This is a genomic window from Thioalkalivibrio sp. ALD1 (genome assembly GCF_000381245.1).
Lineage (GTDB): Bacteria > Pseudomonadota > Gammaproteobacteria > Ectothiorhodospirales > Ectothiorhodospiraceae > Thioalkalivibrio.
Map to the genome: position 1 here is coordinate 114,487 of NZ_KB906243.1, position 26,491 is coordinate 140,977.

Below are 26,491 nucleotides of genomic sequence, written 5' to 3' on the forward strand. Positions count from 1 at the left end.
CGCGACGCAGACACGGCCGCTGGGCATACCGACAAAAAAGGGGCCATCCGCGCCACGCGCCGCAGCCGGGCCGCTACCGCGTCAAATCTTGCTCTTCTGGTAACGCTTGTAGCTGGCAACAATCTCCGCCTTGGCGGCCTCGGCGTCCGCCCAGCCTTCCACCTTGACCCATTTGCCCTTCTCCAGCTCCTTGTAACGCTCGAAGAAGTGCTTGATCGAATCCAGCAATTCCTTTGGCACATCTTCCGGGCCCTGGAATCGTTCGGATTGCGAGCACAGCTTGCTCACCGGAACCGCCAGGATCTTCGCGTCCACCCCAGCCTCGTCGGTCATCTTCAGCATACCAATCGGGCGCGAGCGCACGACCGATCCCGGCAGCAGCGGCACCGGGGTAATCACCAGCACGTCCACCGGATCGTTGTCTTCCGACTCCGTGTTCGGGATGAATCCGTAGTTGCACGGATAGAACATCGCGACCGCCATGAAGCGATCGACCACCAGAGCCCCGCTGTCCTTGTCCATCTCGTACTTGACGGGCTGGCCCTGGGTGGGGATCTCGATCACCACGTTGATGTCGTGGGGGAGATCCTTGCCGGCTTCGATCTGGTTGAGGTCCATACTTGATTATATTCCGGTTGTTTTGAAGAGCGGGGGATTATACAGGGGAGAGCGCCCGCATTGGCACCCGTCACCGGCAGGCCAGGGACCCACGGGCTGTATCGCGCGGTTGCGGCCGATTACCCTCAGGCGGTATAAGACCGCGCTCGGGAAACGGTTTGTGCAGGGTCTGCGCAAATCTTCTTCGATGGCCATTCACCGTGCCGTCCCGCAACCGGCTTGTGCTGCGGTTCGGCGATGCACCGGGGAGCAGGAGTCAGTCATGCGTATCGTCCTGATGGGCGCGCCGGGGTGCGGCAAGGGTACCCAGGCCAAGAAGATGGTCGCCACCTTCGGCATCCCCCAGATCTCCACCGGCGACCTGCTGCGCGCCGCGATCGCCGCCCGGACCGAGCTGGGCAGGCAGGTCGAAAGCGCGATGGACGCTGGCCAGCTGGTACCAGACGATCTGGTCCTGGGGCTGATCCACGACCGGCTGCAAGAACCCGACGCGCAAGAGGGCTTCATCCTCGACGGCTTCCCGCGCAACGTGGCCCAGGCCGAGGCGCTGGACACCATGCTCGAGGATCTCGGCGCGCCGCTGGACCAGGCCATCCAGATCGACGTGCCCTTCGAGGAGTTGAAACAGCGCCTGACGGGCCGTGTCTCCTGCGGCGACTGCGGGGCCGTGTTCAACACCCGTACCTTTCCCCCCAAGCAGGAAGGCGTGTGCGATCTATGCGGCGGCGAACTCGTACACCGTGCCGATGACACCGAGAAAACGGTCGTCAACCGCCTGAAGGTCTACGAGGAACAGACTCAGCCGCTGATCGAATACTACTCGCGTCGCGATCTGCTCAGGCACGTGAATGGCACCCGCGACATCGCGTTGATCTTTGACGAAATCCGCCAGTTGCTGGGTAAACACTGATCCAGAATGATCAGTGTTTACCCAGGCTGAATCCACATCATGCCCCCGCCTGCCGGCCCTGCAAACCCGCTGTACCGCCGGGCAACCGCGCGGGCCGTGATTGTGTTGGCGATTGGTGCCATCGCCATGACAGCACAGGCCGAATTCGAACGGCTGGAACGTCCTCCTGGCTGCGAGTTCGCGCCCGACATGGAGTGGCCCGAGCGCCGCGAGCTCGCGGCCGAGATCACCGAGATCGACGCCGATCATGTTCGACGCGACGGCGAACATATCAGCGCGTGGGGCAACGTCCAGCTCTATGAAAAAGGCCGGCGCCTGGATACCGAGTTCCTGGAGTATGACCGCGCGACGGGACTGGCCCGCACCGAGGGTGACACCCGCATGTTCGACGGTGACCTGCTGCTGCACACCGACGGCGGCGAATACCGGCTGGACGAGGAAACCGGCGAATTCCGGCGCATCGACTATCTGGTGCAGTCCGTGCCCGCGCGCGGCAGCGCCGGGGTGGGCATCCAGCTCGCGCCGCACCTGCACGAATTCGAGGACGCCGAATACACCACCTGCCCGATCGACAACGACAGCTGGTGGCTGCGCACGCGTGATCTGGAGCTGGACCGCGAACGCGGGATCGGCGTTGCCCGCAACGCACGCATCGATTTCAAGGGCGTGCCCATCGCCTACACGCCGTATATCCACTTCCCGCTGGACGACCGCCGCCAGAGCGGCTTCCTGCTGCCCAGCGCCGGGGTCAGCTCACGCCACGGGGTCGATATCAGCACACCCTGGTACTGGAACATTGCGCCGAACTACGACGCCACCTTCACGCCGCGGGTGATGTCGGATCGCGGGGTCAAGCTCGGCACCGAGTTTCGCTACCTGCAGCCCCGCCACGAGGGCGTAGCCGATATTCGATACCTGCCGAGCGACCGTGAGTTCGGCGACGACCGGCACTACGTACAGTGGTTTCACCAGAGCCGGCTGACCTCGGACCTGCGCTTTCGGCTGGACGCCGCCGATGCCTCCGACAGCGAGTATTTCCGCGACTTCGGTGGCGCGGACCGCTACTCCGGTAGCACCCCCTATCTGCGCCGCCGAGCCGATCTGACCTATAGCCAACCGGCCTACCGTCTGCGCACCCGGATCGAGGACTACCAGATCGTCGATCCCGAATTGCGCGCCCAGCGCGAACCCTACCAGCGACTGCCGCAGATCACCCTGGAGGCAGGCGAGTATCTGGGCCGCGGGCTGGCCTGGGACCTGGACACCGAGCTGGTACGCTTCGAGCGCAGCGAGGGGGACTCGCTGGAGCCCCTGGGGACACGTTTCGACCTGAACCCTACGGCCTCCTGGCGCTACGATACCGGCGGCTTCTTCTTCGAGCCCCGCGCCGGCGTGCGCTATACGCACTACGAGCTGGACCGCCGGGGCGAACCTGGTCCCGAATCGATCAGCCGCACCGTCCCCCGGGCCTCGATCGACACCGGGCTGGTCTTCGAGCGTCCAATCCAGAACGGACGTCGTTTGCAGACCCTGGAGCCCCGCATCTTCTATGGCTATGTCCCGTTCGTCGACCAGACCGATATCCCGGTCTTCGACACCGGCGAGGCGGACTTCAGCTTCGACAACCTGTTCAGTCTGGACCGCTTCGTCGGCGCCGACCGGGTCGGGGATACCCACCAGCTGACCACCGCGCTGACCACCCGCATCTTCGACGAGCAGACCGGCCAGGAACGGATGAGTCTGTCGGCGGGCCAGATCCGTTACTTCGAGGACCGCGAGGTCCGCCGCGACCCGCAGGGCGACCCGTTGACCGAGTCCCGCTCCGATCTCGCCGTGGAGGGCCGCGTACACATCGGCGATGCCTGGAGCGGTCGTGGCTCCATCCTGTACAACCAGGACGAAGGCGAGACCACCCTCACAGCGCTGTCGGTCAGCTACAGCCCGGGCGCGCGCGCCCGCATCAACCTGGGATATCGTCAGCGCGAGGCTGGCGACCGTTCCATCGACCAAACTGATGTCTCGGTGCTTTGGCCGGTCACCCCTCGTATTGATGCGATCGGGCGCTGGAATTACAGCCTGCAGGAGGAGCGTGATCTCGAACTTCTGGCCGGCCTTCAGTATCGTAGTTGCTGCTATGGCATCCGAGTGGTCGCCCGCCGCGCCTACGACTTCGACGAGACCTACGACAACTCGATTTATTTCCAACTCACGCTGGACGGACTCGGACGCTTCGACTCCGGCGTGGATTCGCTTTTGAGCGAGGGTATAGCCGGATATGACGCACTCCCCTGACCAACACCGCCGAGCCTTCTGGCTCCCGCTACTGGGCGCCGTGCTCATGGGCCTCGGCCTGTCTGCGCAGGCGCAGGTCCCCGGCGGCGAACAGCCCGAGGACGCCGTCGAGGCCCCGGTGACCCCGGGTGCCGCCTCCGAGGCCGGCGCGCCCGCCGCGCCCATCACGCCACCGGAGGGGGATCAGTTCACCGACCGCATCCTGGTGGTGGTCGGCGACGACGTGGTGACCCAGCGCGAACTGGTCGAGCGCATGAACCTGGTCGCCCAGCAGATGATGGAGCGCGGAACCCGCCCGCCGGATCGCGACACCCTCGCCCGGCAGGTCATGGAGCGCCTGATCGTCGAACGCGTTCAACTGCAGGAGGCCGAGCGGGTCGGTATCAACATCGACGAGATGACCCTGAACCGGGCGATGGAGAACATCGCGCGCGAGAACCGCATGACCCTGCCGCAGCTGCGCCAGGCCCTGCTGCAGGACGGTGTCGACTTCAACGCCTTCCGTGAGCAGATCCGCAACGAGCTGACGGTCAACCAGTTGCAGCGCCGCCAGGTCGACAACCAGATTCGCGTCAGCGATCAGGAAATCGCGGATCTGATCGCCTCGGAAAGCGGCGCCATTGACCGCGGCGTGCGCTATCGTATCGCGCACATCCAGGTCTCGCTGCCGCGCGGTGCGGACTCCAGCCAGATCGCCACCGCCCGCGAAAAGGCCCGCGAACTGCGCCAGCGGGTCCGCGAGGGCGACGATTTCGCCAGCGTGGCAATCGCCGAATCCGACGCGCCGGATGCCCTGGAGGGCGGCGACCTCGGCTGGCGTACGGCCGGCGAGATCCCCTCCGTATTTGCCCGTGAAATCGCGCTGATGCGGACCGGCGAGATCAGCGACGTGCTGCGCTCGCCAAACGGCTTCCACATCATGAAGCTCGTCGACCGCGAAGGGGGTGACCAGACCCGCGTCCGTCAGACGCAGGTACGCCATATCCTGATCAGCCCGGACCAGGTCCGTACCGCAGAAGAGGCCCGCCGCCAGGCTGAATCGCTGTACAACCGCATCCGCGAGGGCAGTGACTTCGAGGCACTGGCACGCGCGAACTCCGACGACCCCGGCTCCGCCGCCCAGGGCGGCCAGCTCGGCTGGATCAGCCCCGGCGAGCTGGTGCCCGAGTTCGAGGAGGCGATGAACGCCCTGCAACCGGGCGAGATCAGCGAGCCGGTGGAGAGCCAGTTTGGCTGGCACATCATCGAGGTCCTCGACCACCGCGAGGTCGATACCTCGCGCGAGCAGATCCGTGCCCGTGCCCGCGAGATCCTGCAAAACCGCAAGCGCGAGGAAGAGATCGAGCTGTGGATGCGGCGTCTGCGCGACGAGGCCTATGTCGAGTACCGCGTTGACGGCTTCGACTCCTGACGCCCGGGCGCCGGATGTAATCCCGCGTCTGGCACTGACCGCCGGCGAGCCGGCCGGGATCGGGCCGGATCTGCTGATTGCCCTGGCCCACGAGCCTGGCGGTGGCGCCCAGCGCGTTGCCATTGGCGACCCGGATCTGCTCGAGCAACGGGCGCAGCAACTGGGCCAGCCGATCCACTTGACCCCCTTCGACCCCGAACGACCGCGCTCTGCCACGGCGCGCGGCACCCTGGAAATCGTCGCGGTCCCGGCAGGCGGCCCGGTGCAGACCGGCATCCTCGACCCCCGGCACGCCGAGGGCGTGCTGGCGATGCTTGCCGCCGCCGCCGATGGCTGTCTCGATGGCACCTTCGATGCGATGGTCACCGGTCCGGTGCACAAAGGCGTGATCAACCGCGCGGGCATCCCCTTCAGTGGGCATACCGAGTGGCTGGCCGAACGCGCCGGCGCGCCAATGCCCGTGATGATGCTGGCCACCGAATCCCTGAGGGTCGCGCTGGTAACCACGCACCTGTCCCTGCGCGATGTCCCCGATGCGATCACGCCGGAGCGGATCGAGGCGGTCACCCAGGTACTCCACCACGACCTGGTCGAGGATTTCGGGATCGAGCAGCCGCGCATTGGCGTGTGCGGGCTGAACCCCCACGCCGGCGAAGACGGTGTGTTGGGTCACGAGGAGATCGAGGTCATCACCCCGACGCTTGACCGTCTGCGGGGCGAAGGCCTGGACCTGCGCGGGCCACTGCCCGCCGACACTGCATTCACACCGCGCGCACTTGCCGAGGTCGACGCGGTACTGGCGATGTATCACGACCAGGGGCTCCCGGTGCTCAAACATGCGGGTTTCGGACATGCCGTCAACGTGACCCTCGGGCTGCCCTTTGTCCGCACCTCGGTCGATCACGGCACGGCCCTCGACCTGGCCGGCAGTGGTCGCGCCGAGGTTGGCAGCTTCCTCGCGGCCGAGAGCCTGGCGCGCGAACTCGCCCGCCATCGATTGCAGGAACAGGCCGCACACGCCCATGGGTAGCGCGCTGCCGCCGATCCGCAAGCGGTTCGGCCAGAACTTCCTGCATGACCAGGCCGTGCTCGCGCGCATCGTCGGAGCGATCGCCCCGCACCCCGACGACCCGGTGCTCGAGATCGGCCCCGGCCGTGGGGCCCTGACAGGGGCCCTGCTGGAGCGTTTGGACCGTCTGGTCGCGGTGGAGATCGACCGTGACCTGGCGGCCGGCCTGCAGGCCGCATTTGCCCCGGAGCGCCTGGATCTCCATGTGGGCGATGCCCTGGATCTGGACCTGCAAAGCCTCGGCCCGACACCACAGGGTGGCTGGCGCGTCGTGGGCAACCTGCCCTACAACATCTCGACCCCCCTGCTGTTCCATCTGCTCGATCAGATGGATGCCATCCGCGACATGCATTTCCTGCTGCAGCGCGAGGTGGTCGAACGCATGACCGCCGCTCCTGGCAGCAAGACCTATGGCCGACTGACGGTCATGCTCGCAGCACGCGCCCAGGCCCAGTCCCTGTTTGGAGTCCCTCCCGGCGCCTTCCACCCGCCGCCGAAGGTCCACTCCGCGATCGTACGCATCACGCCACTGGAGGCGCCGCTGGTGGACAACGCGCTATACCCGGTGTTTGCAAAGGTCGTCAACCAGGCCTTCTCCAACCGCCGCAAGACGCTTCGACGAGGACTGTCCGGGCTGGCAGACACCTCCACCATCGAGGCCGCACAACTCGACCCGGGTGCCCGCCCGGAAACCGTGGATGTCCACGGCTTCGCGGGCCTGGCGCGACTGATCGCTCCAAACTGATCTGCCACGCCAGCGGACCGTGATCCGCTATGATGGGCCCATGGACTTCATCGTGGCCGACATCGGAGGGACCCGCACCCGGGTCGCACGCGCCCGCCACAACGGCACGCACTGGTCGCTGCATGATATCCACCGCTATCCCAGCCGTGACTTTCCGGACCTTGGTCACATCCTCGAGGCCTGGCGAGCCGAGGTCGCTCCGCGCGAGCCTCTGGCGGCCGCCGGCCTGGCCCTCGCCGGCCCCGTGCAGGGGAGTCGGGCCCGCGCGACCAACCTCGACTGGCCCGAACTGGATGCGCGTGCCCTCGAACAGACCCTGGACATACCCGTAGCCCTGATCAACGATTTCGCCGCGGTCGGCGCCTGCCTGGATGCCCTGGAACCGGGAGACCGAATCACCCTCCAGAACGCGACAGCCGATGCAGACGGAATGCGCCTGGTGGTGGGGGCCGGCACGGGTCTAGGGACCTGCCTGGTCGGCCCGCCCCGGCAGCCTGCCATTCATCCCGGAGAAGGAGGTCACGCGCGCTTTTCACCCGCCGATGCAGAAGAGGCGGCGCTCGCGGCGTTCGTTAGCGCCGAGGAAGGGCTTTGCACCCGCGAACACCTGCTCAGCGGCCGCGGCATTGCGCGCATCGCACGCTTCGAGCTGACACGCCGGGACGATGGCGCGCTGGCACGGGCCTTGACCGCGGCCGACCCGGCCGCCGCAATCAGTGATCTGGCCGATGACGGCCGCGCGGCGGCCCTCGCCGTCGTCCAGCGTTTCGTGACGATCTATGCGGGACAACTGGCCGATATGGCCCTTACCGCGCTGCCCACCGGCGGGTTGTACCTGGCCGGCGGAATCGCCCCGCGCTGGGCCGATTACTTCCAGGACACGACGTTTCTGCGGGCCCTGCATAATCGCCCACCGATGACCCACTTGCTTGAGCGTCTGCCTGTGTCCCTTATCATGCACCCTGAACCCGGCCTGCTGGGCGCTGCCGTCAGCGCCTGGCGGCAGGGGAAACACTGATCTCAGTGTTTCCCCCACAAGGAGCCGCAAACGAATGAATTCGCCCCACACAACCGAAGAGCACGCAATCGAGATCGAGGTCGCCACGGCCTACGTCGAGGACCAGTCGGAACCCGATGACGACCGCTACGTGTTCGCCTATCACATCACGATCCGCAACTCCGGCGCGCTGACCGTGCAACTGCTGAACCGCCACTGGATCATCCGCGATGGCCGCGACCAGACGCAGGAAGTGCGCGGCGAAGGCGTGGTGGGCGAACAGCCGCGCATCGAGCCCGGCGACAGCTTCGAATACACCAGCGGCACGGTGATCGAGACACCCGTCGGCACCATGGAGGGCAGCTACGGCATGCAGGACGAACGCGGCAACACCTTCGAGGCTCCGATCCCGCCCTTCACGCTCTCCGTACCCCGCACGCTTCACTAGGCCGGCCCCATGGCCCTTTACGCCGTCGGTGACCTCCAGGGCTGCCTGGATCCGCTGGAACGCCTGCTGGAGCAGGTTCGTTTTGACCCCGCCACGGATCACCTGTGGCTGGTGGGCGACCTGGTCAACCGGGGACCGGACTCGCTTGGCTGCCTGCACTACGTACGCGCCCTGGGCGATGCTGCAACGGCCGTGCTCGGCAATCACGACCTGCACCTGCTGGCCACTGCCGAGGGCGTGCGCACGCCCGGGAACAAGGACACCCTGCAACCCGTGCTGGATGCCCCGGATGCCGCCGAACTCCTGGAGTGGCTGACACAGCGCCCCCTGCTGCACACGGATTCCGACACTGGCTGGACCCTGGTGCACGCCGGCATCCCGCCGGGCTGGGATCTCGAGACCGCGCAGACCGAGGCCCGGCGGGTGGAGGCCGAACTGCGCGATGACGCGCGACGCCACGCCCTGTTCGAAGTGATGTATGGCGACGAGCCCGCCCATTGGGACCCGGAGCTAGCCGGGTATGATCGCCTTCGTTACACGATCAACTCCTTTACCCGCATGCGCTATCTGATGCCCGATGGCGGTCTGGAATTCGCGGGCAACGGGCCACCGGAAGACGCCCCGGAGACACTGATACCGTGGTTTGCCTGGCCGCGACGCCCGAGTCACGGTTCGCCCCTTGTGTTCGGTCACTGGGCCGCCCTCGGCCACCGCCGGGGAGCCGACTGGCTGTCACTGGACAGTGGCTGCGTCTGGGGCAGGACGATGACGATCGCGCGCCTTGACCAGACCCGCGACCCCTATCAGGTACCAATCTGGCAGGCGGCTTGCGGTTAGGGAGTCAGTCGCCGGCGACGGTCATCGACTCGACCAGGATAGAACCGGTGTGGATGTTGCCCCGGCGGTCCACATCGGTCCCCACCGCGACGATGCGCTGGTAGATGTCTTTCAGATTGCCGGCGATGGTGATCTCTTCCACCGGGTACTGAATCTCGCCATTCTCCACCCAGAAGCCGGCGGCGCCGCGCGAGTAGTCACCAGTTACCGCGTTTACGCCCTGGCCGATCAGTTCGGTCACCAGAAAGCCCGTGTCCATCTTGGCCAGCAAGGCGGCAAAGTCCCGCTCGCCCGGCTTGACGGTCACGTTACGCGCGCCGCCTGCGTTACCGGTGCTCTCCAGCCCCAGGCGCCGGGCGGCATAGCTGTCCAGGGTATAGCTCTGCAGTACGCCATCGGCCACCAGGGGGCGGTTGCGCGTACGCACGCCCTCGCCGTCGAACGGAGCGCTGCCAAGCGCGCGCGGCGTCAGCGGGCGTTCCTCGATCTGCATCCAGTCGGGGAATACGGGCTCCCCGACCGCATTCAGCAGGAACGAGCTGTGGCGATACTGTGCGGGGCCGGAGATCGCGCGGGTAAAGCTGCCGATCAGCGTGCGCGCCATCTCCGGGACAAACAGCACCGGGCAGCTGCGCGTGGAGAGCTTGCGCCCGCCCAGACGCCGGACGGTACGCTCGGCGGCCTGACGCCCGATGGCCTCGCAGGCGTCGAGGTCCGCCGAGTGGCGGGCCACGGTGTAGGCATAGTCACGCTGCATGCCGGCGTCGTCGCGCGCCACCAGGGCACAGGACATCGCGTGACGCGTGCTGCGATACCCGCTCATGAAGCCCTGCGAGTCGCCGAGAAAGGCGATCGCCCGGCGGGTACTGACACTCGCACCCTCGGAGTTCTCGATCCGCGAATCGGCGGCAAAGCCCGCGGCCTCGATCGCGCGCGCGAGTTCGGTCGCCTGCTCCGCATCGCAGTCCCAGGGGTGATCGAGGTCCAGGTCATCCCACTCCCCGGCCTTGAGCGCGGGATCGGGCATCCCGGCATGGGGGTCCGGCTCGGTGTAGCGCGCGATGCGGCAGGCGGCCTCGACCGTATCCAGCAAGGCCTGCTCGCTGAAATCAGTGGTCGAGGCGGCCCCCTTCGACTGGCCGAAGTAGGCAATCAGCGACAGGCTCTGATCGCGTTCGTACTCCAGCGTCTCGATCTCGCCCTTGCGCACGGAGAGCTCCAGCCCGACGCTGTGGCTGACCACCGCCTGCACACCCGAAGCCCCCTGCGCGCGGGCCGCGTCCAGAGTCCGCTGGACGCGATCCTGCAGGGAGTCGGCGGAATGGGACAGGGCCTGGATCTCGCGATCCGGCGCCATGCGTTCGGGGGATGTGCTCATACAGACGTCCGTTTGCAATCAGATCAACAGTATCGGCGAGCCGGGTGCATCCCGGCCCGCCGTGGTGCGTAAAGCCCCGCGGGGCTTCAGGAGGGGCGGCCCGTGTGCTTGTGTACGGCGCCAACGTTACCCCAGCGTTCCAGGTCCTCGACGTGCACGCCGACCCAGTAGAGCTTGCCAACGCTGTCACGGGTCCAGCCACCGACCAGTTCCTGGCCCGCACCCAGCTCGACGTGATCGGCGAAATGCTCGGCCCGTTCGCGGTCGCGGAAGACATGCCACTGCACGATCTTGTCGTGGCCATGTCCCTCGGGCAGGGAATGTTCCTGATCCAGAAAATCCAGCTTCATCTAAGCCTCCTTGTCGCTGCTCGGGCACCCGGCCTTCAGGCGGCCTGGGTGCCACCCACGGTCATGCCGTCGATACGCAGGGTGGGCTGCCCCACTCCCACCGGCACGCCTTGTCCTTCCTTGCCACAGGTCCCCACTCCGGGGTCCAGGCGCATGTCGTTGCCCACCATCGAGACGCGGGTCAGCACGTCCGGGCCGTTGCCGATCAGGGTCGCGCCCTTGACCGGGTAGGTCACCTTGCCCTTCTCGACGCGATAGGCCTCGGAAGCGGAGAAGACAAACTTGCCGGAGGTGATATCCACCTGCCCGCCGCCGAAGTTGACCGCATACAGGCCGTCCTCCACCGAGGCGAGGATCTCCTCCGGGTCGGCCTCGCCGCCCAGCATGTAGGTGTTGGTCATGCGCGGCATCGGCAGGTGGGCGTAGGACTCGCGCCGGCCGTTGCCGGTCGACTGGACGCCCGTCAGCCGTGCGTTCATTTCGTCCTGCATGTAGCCGCGCAGGGTGCCGTCCTCGATCAGTACGGTCTGCTGCGTCGCGGTGCCCTCGTCGTCCACGTTCAGCGAACCGCGGCGCCCTTCCAGGGTGCCGTCGTCGACGATGGTGATGCCCTTTGCAGCCACCTGCTCGCCGATGCGCCCAGAGAAGGCCGAGGTCCCCTTGCGGTTGAAATCGCCCTCCAGGCCGTGGCCAATCGCCTCGTGCAGCAGCACACCGGGCCAGCCGGGGCCCAGCACAACCTTCATCGTACCGGCCGGTGCGTCACGCGCCTCCAGATTCACCAGGGCCTGACGCACCGCCTCGCGGGCATAGCCGGCCGCGCGGTCGTTCTCGAGGAAGTAGCGGTAACCGAAGCGGCCGCCGCCCCCGGAGGTGCCGGACTCGCGGCGATCGCCCTGCTGGGCGATCACCTGAACGCTCAGGCGGACCAGCGGGCGCACATCGGTAGTCAGTTCGCCGCGGGCATTCAGCACAAGGACCACCTCGTGTACCCCGGACAGGGAACACATCACCTGGGTCACGCGCGGGTCGGCAGCGCGCGCCGCGGCGTCCACTTCCTTTAGCAGATCGATCTTGGACTGCTCGTCCAGCGAGTCCATCGGATTCTCCGGGGCGTACAGCGCCGGACGCGAGGGCGCGCGGCTCGCGACCGCGATCCGTCCGCTCTGGCCCGCATCGGCGATGCTGCGCGCGGTCCGGGCCGCATCCAGCAGTGCCGGCATCGCGATGTCGTCGGAATAGGCGAAACCCGTCTGTTCGCCGCGCACCACGCGAATGCCCACCCCGCGCTCGATGTTGAAGCTGGCCGACTTGACGATGCCGTCCTCCAGCGACCAGCCCTCCTGGCAGGCAAACTGGAAGTAGCAGTCGCCCCCGTCCACACCGCGGCCGAAGGTGGTACCGAGCAGGGTGGTCAGCTCGTGGTCACCCAGGCCGGCCGGGTCGAGCAGGGTTTGTTGGGCAAGGCTGTCGATCATGGAATCCTCGTGGTTCGGGAAGACGTTCAGTATGGAGCTTGGGGTCCACGCCGGGCTTTCAAGCCCGTGCGCCACGCGGTTATGCCAGGCAGTCGTGCCTGCCCGGACAGACGTACTAAACGGTCCCCGGGCAAGCCAGACGCCGGTGATCGATGGTCGGAAATACCGTGCGGATACGTTCGACCTGGGCATGATCCAGATCGGCCAGCAGCACACCCGGGTTGCGCTGTAGCTGATTCACAACCCGCCCCCAGGGGTCGACCAGTGCGCTGTGCCCATGGGTCTCGCGACCATTCACGTGAAACCCGCCCTGGGCCGCCGAGAGCATGTAATACTGGTTTTCGATTGCGCGTGCACGCAGCAGGACATCCCAGTGGGCCTGGCCGGTCTGCGCGGTAAACGCCGCCGGCAGCGCAACCCAGTCAGCGCCCTGATCGAGCAGGGCCCGAAACAGCTCCGGGAAGCGCAGGTCATAGCAAATCGCGAGCCCCATACGCCCCACCGGGGTATCCACGACGACCACCTGTTCGCCACGCTCGAACACCTTCGATTCGGTGTAGGCCTCGCTGCTGTCTGGCAGTTGCACATCAAACAGGTGAATCTTGTCGTAGCGCGTCACCTGCTGACCCTGGTCGTCGAACACCAGGCAGGCGGAACGTACGCGCTGGCCTCCTTCGGTTTGCAGAGGCACGGTCCCGCCGACAATCCACAATCCCAGGCGGCGCGCCTGCTCGGCGAGAAAGGCTTGCAGGGGCCCTGCCCCGTCCGCCACCTCGGCGATGCCCAGGATGTCCGGCTCCTGCATCCCCATGAACGCGAAATTCTCCGGCAGCACCGCCAGGCACGCCCCCTTGTCCGCGGCCTCCTGCAGCAGACGCTTGGCCTCCAGCAGATTTGCCTGGGGCTGGGGCCCGGAGGCCATCTGTATTGCCGCTACCTGTGTCATCGGTACATCCGCTAGTCGTCGTTGTCAGTGGCGGGCTGAACCAGGGTCTGCACCTCCGGGTCGTCCCACGGACCGGTCACGCGATATTCCACGCGAGCCGCCTCTTCGATTTGATCCCCAATTCCCAGCACTCGTTCCGCCAACAGTACCACCACCCCGGTTACCGGACCGCCGACCAGGGCTCCGACGATCGGCAATGCCGTACGCAGGCTCGGGACGACCACGATATGGTGGTCATAATCCCGTGCGATCAAACCGGTGCGGCCACTCAGACGCACGCGCGCGGACGGGCCCCGCATCTCCATGTCGGGGACGTGCAGATTGCCATCTTGCAGCGTCGCCGTCGCGTCCAGCCGGTCGAACGAAAGCCCTTCCGTGAACACGTCACGGAAATCGAGACGCAGACGCCGGGGCAGCACATCCAGACTCACCAGCCCCAGCAGGCGCCCCGCTCCCGGCTCCACATCCGCCAGACGGCCATCTTCCAGTTCCAGTTCCATCGTGCCGGCCAGTAACGCCAGGCGCGGTGCATACAGCGGGCCAGCCCAGGACAGGTCCAGTCGACCCTCGCCCTCGCCACCCACCAGTGCGCGGGAAAACCGGGCCGACTCCAGGGCCCCGCCCCAGTCACCCCCCGACAAGCGGACATCCAGACGCGTATCGGGGCGTCCGTCGGCAAGCACATGCCAATGGCCGCTGGCTGTCGCCTGCAGATCTCCATCCGGCCCACGGGCCCGCAGGCTGTCCACCCGCAGGCCCTGGTCCACCGGTTCCAGCGCCAGGTGCACATCGGCCAGGCGGTACTCCCCCACTTGCAGCCGGTCGAGGATCAGGTCCACCCCCGGCCACTCCCGCGGATCGTCCAGCCCCCCTTCCTCTACGGCCTGCACGGTGGTGTCCGTCTGCGGCTCGCCGTCGAAATCCATGTCTTCGAGCACCAGGTGACGCAGACGCGCCTGCCAGCGGTCACGCCCATCAGCCGACGACCGCCAGGCAGCACTGCCCGCCAGCCAGGAAGACCGGGCCTCCAGGTCCCAGCCATCATCACGACGCTGCCCCTGAAGACGCGTCCCCGGGATCTCCCACTCGCCCCAGCGGATACGATCGCGCACGTCCAGCTCGATTCGTTGCAGGCCGAGCCCGCCATTGCCATCCGCGGCTTCCACATCGCCCAGGTCCACGTCTCGCGCCCAGGGTGCCTCGGCCAGAGCCTCCAGCCAGGGCTGAACCTCCAGCTCCGGCAACCGCGCCCGCACCGACAGTCCCTCGCCGGGGAGCGGGAGCAGCGTTGCCTCCGGGATCCCGATCTCCAGCGCCATGGCCTGCACCGCCATGCCCGCAGCGGCGGTGTGCGGATCCACTCCCCTCGCGGCCGGATCGTCCGGCGCCTGGGTTGGGCTCAGGCGCAGGTGGGCCCGCAATGTCTCGCCCAGCCGGACATGCCCGATGCCCGCTCGGCTGTGACCGAACGGGAGCGTCACCTCCAGCGGACGCCGCTCATCAGGGGATTTGCCGATGGGACTGGGCCAGTCGATCCCGACTCCGACCAGATCCGAACTCAAATCAAGGCGCACACCATCGATCGCATCCCCCAGCCGCAGGGTCACGTCCCAGGTCGCGTGCCCGTCCAGGTAGGGCTGCAGAGTGGGTATTTCCTCCAGCCACGGTTCCAGCGGCTGGGGACCATACGCCCGGATACTGGCCTCCTCGCCATTCAACGGCCAGTCGGCACTGAGGTTGATCCACTCCCCATGGACGCGCGCCTGCACGTCGTCAGCCCATACCCGGTCGTGGGTATCAAAATGCACCGAACCTTCCACGGCCTCGAACCCGGTCGGCCAGTCGGCCACCTCGGCCCGCGTGCTCAACAAATCCAGCCGTCCCTGTACACGGACGTCCTGCAGGCGGTCCTCGTCAAGCGGCAGGGTAATACCCAAGGCCAGGCGCGTAGCCCCCTCCAGTGTGGCGGCATCGCGAATCTCGGCGGCATCCTCCATCAGCCCGGCCTGACGCAGATACAGCATGAGGTCCTGTGCGGTGCCGTCGGCCGTGCCTTCGATCTCCAGGACCGGGTTGTCCATCATGTCGTCGATCCGCACTTCCGTCCCGTGGACAGCCGTGTCGAGGATGCGTCCGGAGACATCGGTCGCACGGAAACTTGCATTGTGGAACAGCAACCTCCCACGCAAATCCTCCGCCACCGGCCAGCCGGGCTCATAGTCAAGCAGACCTTCCTCGATGTCCGCCCACAGATCGAACACCCCCTCCTGATCGGTAAACGGAAAGTCACGGCCTCGGCCCCGATAGACCATGCCGCCCCCGCTGGAGACCCCGGTCTGGATGCTCTCGGCCAGCCACTGGTAGGTATTGGACGGTAACAGGTGGACCGGCAGATAACGCTGGGTGTAGTCACCATCGGCACGCAGGATATCCAGCGCCAGGTCCACACGCGGACCCGACTCGTGCCCGTCAAACAACAACCGCATGCGGCCCCGCGCCGCTGCGTGTTCGTTGGCGACATCGAGGCCCTCTCCAGCAATACGCCAGTCACCGGCCTCGTTGCGCTCGGCACGCAGCCGTCCGCGCACCGTCTCGATCCACAGAGGGTCGTCGAACAACGCCGGCATTTCGAAGCGCACATTGCGGCTGTCGAGATCGAGCTCCAGCCCCCCTTCGCGCCAGGCCAGCTCCCCGTCGACCCCCTGCACACCGGGTCCGTAGTTACCCGAATGCCATTGCATATCGCGCAATTCCGCCCGCCCCTCATCCGGCTCCAGGCGCTCCCCGTCGTGACGTGCCCGCACCCAGGCATCAGCGAGCCGACCCCGCGGCCGCACCTCGCGCAGCGGGTCAGCCAGTTCGGGGGCCCGCTGTTCCACCAGGAACAGCAGGGGTGCATACGGTTCCACTTCCAGATCTCGCGCCGCGAGTTCCAGTTCGTCGACAATCAGGGCGTCGGGTTCCCCCTTGAGGGTGTAGCGCAGACGCACGTCACCCGAACCCGGACGGGTGGCGGTCCAGTTGGATTCGTGGGCGGCGCCGCGCACCCGCCAGTCGAAACGATGACCAAAGGCGCCCCCCGGCTCGCCCCCGGCTCCGTCCAGCTGGGTGTCGTGTTCGCCGCGCAGCGCGACCACACGGCCATCGTCAATCTCGCCCCAAAGACGCAGCGCAGTCGTGCCGGGAGGCGGCTCCCAGCCCAGGCGCACCAGCCAGGGAGACCAGGCCCCCAGTGCCACCGGTTCGGTGTCGAGGAAGAAACGCCCGTCGCGCATGGTCGCATCGGGAACCTCCACCCCCAGGATGAAGTCCCCATCGGCCGCGCCCTGCATAGCGCCATCGAGGAACAGTCGCAGCCGACCCCGGGCATCCGACCGTACGGCCAGACGCCGCACATCCAGGACTGACTCCAGGCCCGCCCCGCGGTCCTCCCATGTGATACGCACCTCACTGGCCTCGAGATCCGGCCAGCGCTCCACCGGGATCTCCAGCAAGGCACCATCGCCCAGGCCAACCTCGTACCCGTGTACGTGAATCGCACCATCGGCCTCGCGGACGACCCGGACCTCGGTGCCGGCGACCTCGACCTGCATTGAAGGATAGCGGCTGCGAAGTGATGCGCCGGCACTCAGTGACAGACGCAGGCGTTCGAGGTGTAGCGGCTCCTCGCCAGACAGGTCGACGCTCACCCCCCGCGCGACCAGCGCCGGGGACCAGCCGGACCAGCCCAGATCGATCTCGTCCGTGCGTACGGGATAGCCCAGTTGCTCGCTGGCCGTTGACTCCACCCAATAATCAAGCCCGTCCCAGTGGGCCACGGTCAGGCGCAGGGCCAGCACAGCGAGCGCGGCCAGTGCGACCAGCAGCAGGAGCACGCCTAGAACAATCCGGACTGAGTGTGACAGAACTCTCATTTCAGCCCCGGCCAGTCGCAACCCTGCCGGCCCGGTGTGCCGGGACCCCCGCGTTGTCTGGGCCCGCGCATCGATGTCACGCCGTCCGTATCCTCCTCCGTACCTGGCTGGGCGATCGTTTACCCAGCGTTTCCCTGACTAGACGAAAACCACGTCGAACTGCTCCTGGGTATATAGCGTCTCCACCTGGAAACGGATCGGGATACCGACAAAGCTCTGCAGCTCCGCCAGACTGGCCGATTCCTCGTCCAGTAGCAGGTCGATCACGTTCTGCGAGGCGAGCACGCGCAGTTCGCGCGCGTCGTACTGTCGTACTTCGCGCAGGATCTCGCGAAACAGCTCGTAGCAAACGGTCTCGGCCGACTTCAGATAGCCGCGCCCCGCACAAGTTGGACACGGCTCGCACAGCTGGTGTTCCAGGCTCTCGCGTGTGCGCTTGCGCGTCATCTCGACCAGCCCCAGCGGCGAGACATCGCAGATCTGCGTCTTTACGTGATCGCGCTCCAGCGCCTTCTCCAGCGCACGGATCACCTGACGCTTGTGCTCGTCGTCCTGCATGTCGATGAAATCGATGATGATGATCCCGCCGAGATTGCGCAGACGCAGCTGGCGCCCGATCGACTGGGCCGCCTCGAGATTGGTCTTGAAGATCGTCTCTTCGAGCTTGCGATGGCCAACGAAGCCGCCAGTGTTGATATCCACCGTGGTCATCGCCTCGGTCTGATCGAAGATCAGGTAGCCCCCGGACTTCAGTTCGACCTTGCGCTCCAGAGCCCGCTGGATCTCTTCCTCGACATTGAACAAATCGAAGATCGGACGCTCGCCGGGGTAGTGCTCGATCCGCCCAACCAGCTCCGGCAGGTACTGTGCGACGAACTCGCACACCTTCTGGTAGGTCTCGCGCGAGTCGATGCGGATGCGCTCGATCTCCACCCCGACCATGTCGCGCAGGATGCGCAGCACCAGCGGCAGGTCAGCGTAAACCTCCTCTCCGGCGCCAGCCTCGGAAGCCGCGATCTGGATGCTGTCCCAGACCTTCTTGAGAAAGGCGGTGTCGTTTTCCAGCGCCTCGTCATCCACCAGCTCCGCCGCGGTGCGCACGATAAACCCGTGCTGCGGGGCGATCTCGTCGCGCAGGGCCTCCACCTTCTCGCGCAGGCGGCTGCGCGAACCGTCATCTTCGATACGCGTGGACACACCCACATTGCTCTGATTCGGCATCAGCACGAGGTGGCGCGACGGCACGGTGATGTAGGTCGTCAGCCGGGCGCCCTTGGAGCCCAGCGGGTCCTTGATCACCTGAACCAGCACATCCTGGCCCTCGCGCAGCAGCTCGCGGATGGTCTCCGCACGGCCGGACCCGTTTCCGTTCCCGTTGCCCTGTCCATTGCCATCGAGCTCTTCGCGCTCCACCGGGGCCACGTCCGAGGCGTGCAGAAAGGCCGTACGCTCAAGGCCAATGTCCACGAACGCCGCGTCCATACCCGGCAGCACGCGCACAACACGGCCCTTGTAGATGTTGCCGACGATCCCGCGCCGACGGGCTCGTTCCAGATGCAGTTCGGTCAGAACGCCATTCTCGACCAGGGCCACGCGGCTTTCCTGGGGGGTCACGTTCATCAGGATTTCGGTACCGGTCATGCTGGGTTTTTCTTCTTGTTGTTGTGAATGTGCAAGCCGAGCCAGACTCCCGCGCGAACGCGGAACGCCGGGCTGGCAGGGCTACTTCGGTGCGGCTTCGGTGGGTTCGGCCGTCGCAGTCGGTGGCTCGGCCTCGGGCCTCGTATCGAGCTTGTCGGTGCGCGGCCAGGACTTGATCACCGCGTGCACCAGGGTCGCCAGCGGGATCGCAAAGAACACGCCCCAAAGCCCCCAGATACCCCCGAACACGAACACTGCCGCGATGATTGCGACCGGATGCAGATTGACCACCTCAGAGAACAGCAGTGGCACGAGTACATTGCCGTCCAGGAACTGGATCACCCCGTAGGCGATCAGCAGCCATGCAAACTCGCTGGACAGCCCGAATTGGAAGTAGGCCACCGCGGCGACCGGAATGGTCACCACGGCCGCACCGATGTACGGGATGATCACCGAGATGCCAACCATGAACGACAGCAGCACGGCGTATTCCAGGCCGAACCAGTTGAAGGTCAGAAAGCTCACGGCCCAGACAATCAGGATCTCGATGAACTTGCCGCGCACATAGCTGGCGATCTTCACGTTGACCTCGCGCCACACCTGGCTGGCCAGGTGCGAGTCGCGCGGCATGAAGCTGCGCACCCAGTCGAGAATCAGGTCGCGGTCCTTCAGCATGAAGAACACCATCAGCGGCACCACGATCAGGTAGATCACGACATCCACCAGATGCCGGGCACCGGCCAGCGAGAACGAGACCACGCGTTGTCCGAGCATGGTGGCCTCGGCCTGAATGGCGCCCATCAGGTCGCGCACCTGCTCGTCGGTGATCAGCTGCGGATAGCGCTCGGGCAACTGCAGGAGCAGGGCCTGACCCTCGCGGATCATGCCCGGCAGTTCGCGTACCAGTTGCGTCACCTGGGCCGACATCAACGGCACGACGCTGAACAGCGCGGCCACCGTCAGCGCCAGGAACGCGATCAGCACGATCGTCACGGCCAGCAGGCGCGGAATATGCAGACGTATCAGCTTCTGCACCGCCCCCTCCAGCAGGTAGGCGATGATCAGTGAGGCCAGAAGCGGGGCGAGAATGCGCCCGGCAAAGATAATGATCAGGAACCCCGCCAGCAGCAGGAAGGCCAGGATCACCACCTGGGGATCGGTGAAGTGTCGGCGATACCACTCGCGCAGGACGTCGATCATCGAGGCCCGTCCCCCTCCGCGTCCGTGCTCGCCTCGGCGGACCCGCCCTGGCGCGTCGGGTCTTCGGCCACCACCTTTTCGTAGTGGGCCTGGAACACGACCTCCAGCTCGTCAATCACCTCCACCGCGGGACGCCCCTGCATTACATGCTGGGCCATCAGCGCCGAGGTCTCGTTGAGCAGCCTGGAACGATCCAGCATGTGGTAGGTCGCCGACAGCCGCCGCATGGCCTTGATCACCGATTCGCTCTCCGGGCGCGGGATCGGCGCAGGATCGGGCACCGGTTCCGGCGTCGGGGCCGGCGACTGCTGCTCAAGAAAGCGCGCGAATTTCAGCAGGCTGTCCTGATCCTCGGGCGACAGGCGCGCCGCGATCTCGGCCAACTCCCGCGCCGGGTCGTCCTTTTTCTTCTTGCCACGGGCGGCCAGGGCAGAGGCGACATCGCCCCCGCCCAGTCCACCCGGATTGCCCATCGGCGGGAGCATCGCTAGTCGTTCTCGATGTTCAGGCTGAACACGGGCATCTTGCGACGCTCCTGCATCAAGCCAAGTTCCTTGACCAGGGCGACGATCACGTCCTCGGTGACCTTCTGCATTTCGCCCCACTCCATGCGCGCCTCGCCCAGCAACTCGCCCATGTTCGGCGGCGGGTTGTGCTTGGCCTCCATGATGATGTCTTCCAGCATGCCCGGCTTCATTTCCGGCCGGAACAGCAACCCATAGGTCAGCTTGTCCGGCCGGATCGCCAGCCAGTCACCATCGTCGTCCACCAGAACCGGTTCCACCCCCTCCGGGAGATCCACGCGGCCGTTGACCAGCTGCAGCACACGGCGTCCGTCCAGGGCCTCGGCCAGATCGTCGCCCTCGCCGGCCGCGGTCTTGTGCGCGGTCACGAAACGGGCTCGGTACATCGGGTCCTCATACGCGGTCCCGCCGGCCTGCTCGGCCACCAGCAATCCGCCCATGCCCAGCCCGACGACCGGGCGCTGCGAACGGCGGAAGATATCGATCAGGGCCAGCTCGTCGGGGACCTGCGGGTTCTCCTCGTGGTCCGCGGTCGGCCAGGCGCCCCCCAGCAACCACAGGCCATCAAACTGGGCCGCCGACCCGGGGAGGTCCTGGCCGACAAAGGGCCGGTAGTAGGAAAAGCCGATATCGCGCTTCTCGAGCTGTGACTCGATCAGGCCGAGAAACTCGGAGTAACTGTGCTGCACTACGCAGTAATTCTTCATGTCGCGTCTTCTATTCGCTTGGGTTTGGTATTCGCGGTTTCACCCTCGGCCACGCCGGGCCCCAGGCCCGTGCAGTAGCCGCGCAGGAACTGCATCAACACCTCCAGCGTCGGTACGCGGAACTGCTGGCGTGCATGCACCAGCGAGATTGGGCGCTCCAGCGGCGGGTCCAGCGGGATGGCCGCCAGCTCGCCCAGCGCCAGTTCCTTGGCAACCGCGGCCTCGGACAGCACCGACACGCCCATGCCCGCCGCCACGGCGCCCTTGATGGCCTCCGGGCTGCCCAGTTCCATGCACCCGCGCAGGGTGTTGCGGTCGTAACCGGACCGCCCAAGGTACTCCATGATAACCTCGCGGGTCCCGGAACCCTCCTCGCGGCATATGAATGGCTGCTCGACGAACTCCGCGACCCGCACGCTCTTGCGCCCGGCCAGCGCATGTTCCGGGGGCACGATCAGCCGCAACTGATCCACCGTGCAGGGCTGCACCAGCAGGGTCCGATGGCTCACCGGCGCCTCGACAATGCCCAGATCGACACTGCCCTCCTCGACCATCGCGACGACATTTTCGGTGTTCCCGACACGCAGGCGGATGCCGATATCCGGGTGCGCGCGCCGGAAGGCCCCGAGCAGAGCCGGCAGCATGTATTCGGCCACCGTCATGCTCGCGCCGATCACGATCGCCCCGCCGTCCGCGCCCTTGAGTTCGCGCAGTGCGGCCTCCAGCTCGCCATAGGTATCGAAGATACGCTCGGCATAACGCTGCACCAGGCGCCCGGCCTCGGTCAGGGTCACCCGGTTGTGGTTGCGGTCGAACAGCCGCGTCTCCAGCTGTTCCTCCAGCTGGCGCACCTGGAAGGTGACCGCCGGCTGGGTCATGTGCAGGACCTCGGCCGCCCGCGTGAAGGACAGCAAACGCGCTACCGTTAGAAAGACCTGCAAACGTCGATCGGCCATGCACCACTCCGCAACCCCGTACCCCCTGGCATGCTACCAAGCCGCCAGCAAGCGTGACAGCCGGGCGAAGGCCGGACCCAACCGCTCGGTGACGCTTGACGGACGCACTTTCCGCTCAAGGCTGGCAGCAAAACGGCAGGTGCTGGTAGCAAGAATGCGTAAAGCTACTAGAATGAGTCTATAGACAAGGAAGAACCACGGAACTCATGCCATAAAAAGGAACGCACATGGAGCGGCTATCGGAGTTCGATCGACCGTGGCGTCCCGAATCCTGGCTGGGAGTGACCGGTGCCTGGTGCCTGGCCGGTGTGGGGCTGATCCTGATCCTGATGGCCGGCGTCACGCTGCTGGTCTATCAGACTGGCGGAACCAGTACCTCCTATCTCAACTTCATACTGATCCCGGTACTGCTGGGCGCCGCACTGATGGGCCTGTGGGGCGGGCTGGCGTTCGGGCTGCTGGCCGGATTGCTGCTGGGGCCGTTCATGCCCCTGAATGTCGACGAAGGCATCGCGCAACCGGCCGCCAACTGGATGACTCGAGCGGGAATCTATCTGGTGCTTGGCGGGTTCAGCGGCTGGCTGTTTTCCCAGCTGCGCCGGCACGCGAACCGCCTGATTGACCAAGCCTATCTCAATCCTGTTACGGCACTGCCCAATCGCGAATCGCTGGAACAGAAAATCCACCAGTTGATGGCCCAAGCCCAGAGCGCAGACCAGCCCGCTACCCGGGTATTCGTCGTCAGCCTGCAGATGGACAGCTATCCGGACACGATCGGTGTCCTGGGCTTTGCCGCGGAACGACCGTTGCTGAAGAGTATCGCCGAACGACTGCAGGCGGTTGCCGGGCCTGCGAATGCCCTCGTTTATCACATCCACGACGATCACTTCGCCCTGATGCTGCCTCACAGCAGCCGGCCGGAATGCCTGGCCACCACGCAAAAGGCCGTGGAGGCACTGCAGTCCCCGTTCGAGGTGCTGGGGCTGCAGGTGTACCTGGGGGCGCACGCCGGGGTGTCGTCGTTTCCATTCCACGAACAGGACGACCCGCAACGGCTGCTGACCAAGGCGTGGATCGCCATGCACGAGGCCAGCCAGTCCGGGCGTCGCTACCGCACCTACGACCGACGCAGCAACGATGCCAGCCGCCATAGCGTGGAATTGCTGGGCGAGTTGCAGGACGCCCTGGAGCGGGATCAGCTCCGGCTGCATTACCAGCCCAAGATCAACCTTCTGCGCGGCGAAGTGTGCGGCTTCGAGGCCCTGCTGCGCTGGGAACACCCGCAGCGAGGTCAGGTCCCGCCCGGTCAGTTCATCGCGCAGACCGAACGCACGGGCCTCATCCATCCCGTGACGCTCCAGGTACTGGATCTGGCGATCGCCGACCTTCTTGCCTTTCGCGCGCAGGGAATCCTGGCGCCCGTCAGCATCAATGTCTCGGCACGCAACTTCCTCAATCCCGACTTTGCACAAACCATCATCGATCGGATGGAGACCGCCGGCCTGCCGGCCAGCTCGCTGGAGATCGAGTTTACCGAGACGGCCCTTATGGCCGACCCCGACGAGGTGATCGGTGCATTGCGGCGCCTGAACGGACAGGGGTTGGCGCTTTCCATCGATGATTTCGGCACCGGATATTCGTCCCTTTCCTATCTGAAAAGCCTGCCGGTCACGACCCTGAAGATTGATCAAACCTTCGTGTCCCAAATGGCCACACAGCGAGTGGACGAGCAGATTACCCGCGCGGCAACCGGTCTCGCTCACGACCTCGGTCTGAAGGTGGTGGCCGAGGGCGTGGAGGACGAGCAGACCCTCGCAATGCTGCGCGAGCTGGGCTGCGACGACGCCCAGGGCTTCGGGATCGCCCGCCCCATGCCCTTCGACGAGGCACTGTCCTGGGCGCGCCAGTACTCCCCTGCGCCTGCCCAGGACAGCCCGGTCGCCACAGGCCACCGCGATCGCTGACGATCTTGCACCCGGCGGGCGACTGGGCTATGATCCGCCGTCTTTTGCTAGACCCAATTTCCGGAGTCCCCGAGATGGCCCGAGTATGTCAGGTGACCGGCAAGCGCCCGGCGACCGGTAACAACGTGTCCCACGCCCACCGCAAGACGCGGCGGCGTTTCCTGCCCAATCTGCACACCCACCGCTTCTGGGTGGAGAGCGAGAACCGCTTCGTGCGGCTGCGTGTGAGCAGCAAGGGCATGCGGATCATCGACAAGCTGGGCATCGATGCAGTGCTCGCGGACTGCCGCGCCCGCGGCGAAAAGGTGTAAGGAGCTCTCCATGGCAGCGAAAAGCGCACGCGACAAGATCCGCCTGGTGTCCTCCGCCGGCACCGGCCATTTCTACACTACGTCGAAAAACAAGCGGAACATGCCCGAAAAGATGGAGATCAAGAAGTTCGATCCCGTCATCCGCAAGCACGTGATGTACAAGGAAGCCAAGATCAAGTAGCCATTGCCCGGCGCGAGATCGTCTGAATACAGACAAGAAAAGCCCGGCATTGCCGGGCTTTTTGTTACTGGAAACAACCTGTTGCCCCGTCACGGCCCGGAATCACCCTGGTCCCGTCGCCCCTCCACATCGCCGCTTTCAGCCACGGACTCGGCCCAGCGAACCATCATCCGTCCCCAGCTATGGGCAGTTGACGGGTCCAAGTCAAGCTTGGTATAGCGACCTCCATCACGGATAATAATCCTCAGGAGAGGGATTCCCGAGTCGTGCAGTATCTGCCGCAGCTCCACGACCTCGCCGAACGGCGCCTCAATCGACTCCATGATGTGTTCGCTCTCTCCCGGGCCAGCCACGTGCAGATCATGGCTGCCTACCCCCTCTACTGGCAAACGCAAGCATGCACCCAATTTTTGTCGGTCGGCAACCCATCTTCGACGCCCACGAACAGCTGGTGGGTTTCGAGCTCCTTTTTCGCGCGGGAAACTATAACGAGGCCACCATCACCGATGGCGACCAGGCCACATCAGACCTGCTGCGCAGCGCGTTCGTGGATATCGGGCTTCCCCACCTGGTGGGCCAGCACCTGGCCTTCGTCAACCTGACGCGCTCCTTTCTGGACAACGAGGTCATCACCGCACTCCCCCCCGATCAGGTCGTACTGGAACTCCTGGAGGACATCGAGATCGACGACGAGGTCGTAGCGGCCGTTCAGCGGCTTAAGAGCGCGGGATTTCGCATCGCGCTCGACGACTACCAGTTCCAGGACCACCATTCCGACCTTGTTGAACTGGTCGACATCGTAAAGCTGGATATCCTGACGATGACCCACGAGGCACTGGCCCGGGAGGTCCATGGCCTGAGGCAGTTCGGTGTCGAGCTGCTGGCGGAGAAGGTGGAAACGGCCGAACAGTACCAGTACTGCCAGACGCTGGGCTTTCGCTACTACCAGGGCTACCACCTGTCACACCCGCATGTGATCGAAGGCCAGCGCCTGGAGAGCCTGGAACTGGCGCTATTGCGCCTGTTGCAGACCTTGCAGCAGGTCGACCCGGAACCCCGTGAGCTGGAGCGTCTGATCAGCGCTGAACCCGGCCTCATGGTTCAGATTCTGCGCATTGCCAACAGCCCCAGCTATCGCGGTGCACAGCCCACCGAAGACCTGTATCAGGCGATCCTCCGCCTCGGCCAGGGGCGCATCCGGCGCATGGCCATGTTGATGATCCTCCACGGTGCGACCGGCCCTTCGACCGGAGTTGAACAGGTAATGATCCGTGCCCGCATGGGCATGCTCCTGGCGCGGACCCAGGGCCTGCCCGAGGCGGAGTGCGAACGTTATTTCACCTTGGGGATGCTTTCGGGCCTGGATCGAGTGCTGGGCGTCCCCCTGCGCCGCATCCTGAACGACCTGCACCTGTCACCGGAGATGGAGCAGGCCCTGCTCGAACAGCGCGGACCACTGGCGCCCTGGCTCCAGACGATCGAGGCCTCCGAAGGACCGGCCGCACCCCCGCCCGCGGAACAATCCCCGGTCGCACCACAGGTTGCCAGCCGACTCTATCTGGAAGCGGTACGCTGGACGGAGGACCTACTCGATTCGCTGTCCAGGACGTAATT

The 26,491-nt window shown here is 65.8% G+C and carries 24 protein-coding genes; 12 read left to right on the forward strand and 12 right to left on the reverse strand.

The features are described from left to right. Positions 1-81 precede the first annotated feature (81 nt). A complete protein-coding gene (ppa, locus tag F623_RS0107850; protein WP_018861971.1) occupies positions 82-618 on the reverse strand; it encodes an inorganic diphosphatase in 537 nt (178 codons plus the stop codon). Positions 619-880: 262 nt separating this feature from the next. On the opposite strand from ppa, the gene F623_RS0107855 reads away from it, so the two are divergent. The 8 genes from F623_RS0107855 to F623_RS0107890 are packed head-to-tail and all read left to right on the forward strand — an operon-like array spanning position 881 to position 9,327. Then, positions 881-1,528 carry an adenylate kinase gene (locus F623_RS0107855; protein WP_018861972.1) on the forward strand — a complete coding sequence of 216 codons (648 nt, stop codon included), beginning with the start codon at positions 881-883 and terminating at the stop codon, positions 1,526-1,528. A 36-nt stretch (positions 1,529-1,564) separates the two neighbouring features. Further along, a complete protein-coding gene (locus F623_RS0107860; RefSeq protein WP_026278724.1) occupies positions 1,565-3,820 on the forward strand; it encodes an LPS-assembly protein LptD in 2,256 nt (751 codons plus the stop codon). Beyond that, positions 3,804-5,231 carry a peptidylprolyl isomerase gene (locus tag F623_RS0107865; RefSeq protein ID WP_018868418.1) on the forward strand — a complete coding sequence of 476 codons (1,428 nt, stop codon included), beginning with the start codon at positions 3,804-3,806 and terminating at the stop codon, positions 5,229-5,231. Before F623_RS0107860 ends, F623_RS0107865 begins: the two co-directional genes overlap by 17 nt. Then, positions 5,197-6,261, forward strand: coding sequence for a 4-hydroxythreonine-4-phosphate dehydrogenase PdxA (gene pdxA / locus F623_RS0107870; protein ID WP_018861975.1), 1,065 nt, complete (start codon positions 5,197-5,199; stop codon positions 6,259-6,261). The genes F623_RS0107865 and pdxA overlap by 35 nt, the downstream gene beginning before the upstream one ends. After that, positions 6,254-7,045 (forward strand): 16S rRNA (adenine(1518)-N(6)/adenine(1519)-N(6))-dimethyltransferase RsmA, encoded by a 792-nt coding sequence (rsmA, locus tag F623_RS0107875; protein ID WP_018861976.1) that lies wholly within the window; start codon positions 6,254-6,256, stop codon positions 7,043-7,045. The genes pdxA and rsmA overlap by 8 nt, the downstream gene beginning before the upstream one ends. A gap of 40 nt (positions 7,046-7,085) precedes the next feature. Next, on the forward strand, positions 7,086-8,063 hold the full coding sequence (locus F623_RS0107880) for an ROK family protein (protein WP_018861977.1): 978 nt from the start codon (positions 7,086-7,088) through the stop codon (positions 8,061-8,063). A 34-nt stretch (positions 8,064-8,097) separates the two neighbouring features. Then, positions 8,098-8,490, forward strand: coding sequence for a Co2+/Mg2+ efflux protein ApaG (gene apaG, locus F623_RS0107885; RefSeq protein WP_018861978.1), 393 nt, complete (start codon positions 8,098-8,100; stop codon positions 8,488-8,490). A 9-nt stretch (positions 8,491-8,499) separates the two neighbouring features. Then, positions 8,500-9,327 (forward strand): symmetrical bis(5'-nucleosyl)-tetraphosphatase, encoded by an 828-nt coding sequence (locus tag F623_RS0107890; RefSeq protein ID WP_018861979.1) that lies wholly within the window; start codon positions 8,500-8,502, stop codon positions 9,325-9,327. Between the two features lie 4 nt (positions 9,328-9,331). On the opposite strand, the gene pmbA is transcribed toward F623_RS0107890, so the two are convergent. The 10 genes from pmbA to F623_RS0107940 form a co-directional block, all read right to left on the reverse strand. Continuing rightward, positions 9,332-10,705, reverse strand: a complete 1,374-nt coding sequence (pmbA, locus tag F623_RS0107895) for a metalloprotease PmbA (protein ID WP_018861980.1) — start codon at positions 10,703-10,705, stop codon at positions 9,332-9,334. Between the two features lie 86 nt (positions 10,706-10,791). Further along, positions 10,792-11,055, reverse strand: coding sequence for a hypothetical protein (locus F623_RS0107900; protein ID WP_018861981.1), 264 nt, complete (start codon positions 11,053-11,055; stop codon positions 10,792-10,794). Positions 11,056-11,090: 35 nt separating this feature from the next. Then, on the reverse strand, positions 11,091-12,533 hold the full coding sequence (gene tldD, locus F623_RS0107905) for a metalloprotease TldD (RefSeq protein WP_018861982.1): 1,443 nt from the start codon (positions 12,531-12,533) through the stop codon (positions 11,091-11,093). Between the two features lie 115 nt (positions 12,534-12,648). Then, positions 12,649-13,479, reverse strand: a complete 831-nt coding sequence (locus F623_RS0107910; RefSeq protein ID WP_026278725.1) for a carbon-nitrogen hydrolase family protein — start codon at positions 13,477-13,479, stop codon at positions 12,649-12,651. An 11-nt stretch (positions 13,480-13,490) separates the two neighbouring features. Next, positions 13,491-17,393: a YhdP family protein gene (locus F623_RS0107915; RefSeq protein WP_026278726.1), complete on the reverse strand. Its 3,903-nt coding sequence runs from the start codon at positions 17,391-17,393 to the stop codon at positions 13,491-13,493. A 138-nt stretch (positions 17,394-17,531) separates the two neighbouring features. Beyond that, on the reverse strand, positions 17,532-19,034 hold the full coding sequence (gene rng, locus F623_RS0107920) for a ribonuclease G (RefSeq protein WP_018861985.1): 1,503 nt from the start codon (positions 19,032-19,034) through the stop codon (positions 17,532-17,534). Positions 19,035-19,115: 81 nt separating this feature from the next. After that, the gene (locus tag F623_RS0107925; RefSeq protein WP_018861986.1) at positions 19,116-20,234 is read right to left on the reverse strand and encodes an AI-2E family transporter; all 1,119 of its coding nucleotides are present in this window, start codon (positions 20,232-20,234) and stop codon (positions 19,116-19,118) included. Further along, complete coding sequence (locus F623_RS0107930) at positions 20,231-20,707, reverse strand: hypothetical protein (protein WP_026279368.1); 477 nt, start codon at positions 20,705-20,707, stop codon at positions 20,231-20,233. The genes F623_RS0107925 and F623_RS0107930 overlap by 4 nt, the downstream gene beginning before the upstream one ends. Before the next feature lie 14 nt (positions 20,708-20,721). After that, complete coding sequence (locus F623_RS0107935; protein WP_018861988.1) at positions 20,722-21,465, reverse strand: type 1 glutamine amidotransferase; 744 nt, start codon at positions 21,463-21,465, stop codon at positions 20,722-20,724. Further along, positions 21,462-22,421 (reverse strand): LysR family transcriptional regulator, encoded by a 960-nt coding sequence (locus F623_RS0107940; protein WP_019572168.1) that lies wholly within the window; start codon positions 22,419-22,421, stop codon positions 21,462-21,464. Before F623_RS0107940 ends, F623_RS0107935 begins: the two co-directional genes overlap by 4 nt. Before the next feature lie 227 nt (positions 22,422-22,648). Here F623_RS0107940 and F623_RS0107945 point away from each other — a divergent pair, with 227 nt between their 5' ends. The 3 genes from F623_RS0107945 (at position 22,649) to rpmG (ending at position 24,877) form a co-directional block, all read left to right on the forward strand. Then, the gene (locus F623_RS0107945; protein WP_018861990.1) at positions 22,649-24,385 is read left to right on the forward strand and encodes a bifunctional diguanylate cyclase/phosphodiesterase; all 1,737 of its coding nucleotides are present in this window, start codon (positions 22,649-22,651) and stop codon (positions 24,383-24,385) included. A gap of 74 nt (positions 24,386-24,459) precedes the next feature. Then, positions 24,460-24,696 (forward strand): 50S ribosomal protein L28, encoded by a 237-nt coding sequence (rpmB, locus tag F623_RS0107950; RefSeq protein WP_012983361.1) that lies wholly within the window; start codon positions 24,460-24,462, stop codon positions 24,694-24,696. A gap of 10 nt (positions 24,697-24,706) precedes the next feature. After that, complete coding sequence (rpmG, locus tag F623_RS0107955) at positions 24,707-24,877, forward strand: 50S ribosomal protein L33 (protein WP_012983362.1); 171 nt, start codon at positions 24,707-24,709, stop codon at positions 24,875-24,877. Between the two features lie 89 nt (positions 24,878-24,966). On the opposite strand, the gene F623_RS0107960 is transcribed toward rpmG, so the two are convergent. After that, positions 24,967-25,200, reverse strand: a complete 234-nt coding sequence (locus tag F623_RS0107960; protein ID WP_018861991.1) for a hypothetical protein — start codon at positions 25,198-25,200, stop codon at positions 24,967-24,969. 74 nt (positions 25,201-25,274) lie between these two features. Between F623_RS0107960 and F623_RS0107965 the strand changes: the two genes are divergently transcribed. Beyond that, positions 25,275-26,489, forward strand: a complete 1,215-nt coding sequence (locus F623_RS0107965) for an EAL and HDOD domain-containing protein (protein ID WP_018868415.1) — start codon at positions 25,275-25,277, stop codon at positions 26,487-26,489. Positions 26,490-26,491 lie beyond the last annotated feature (2 nt).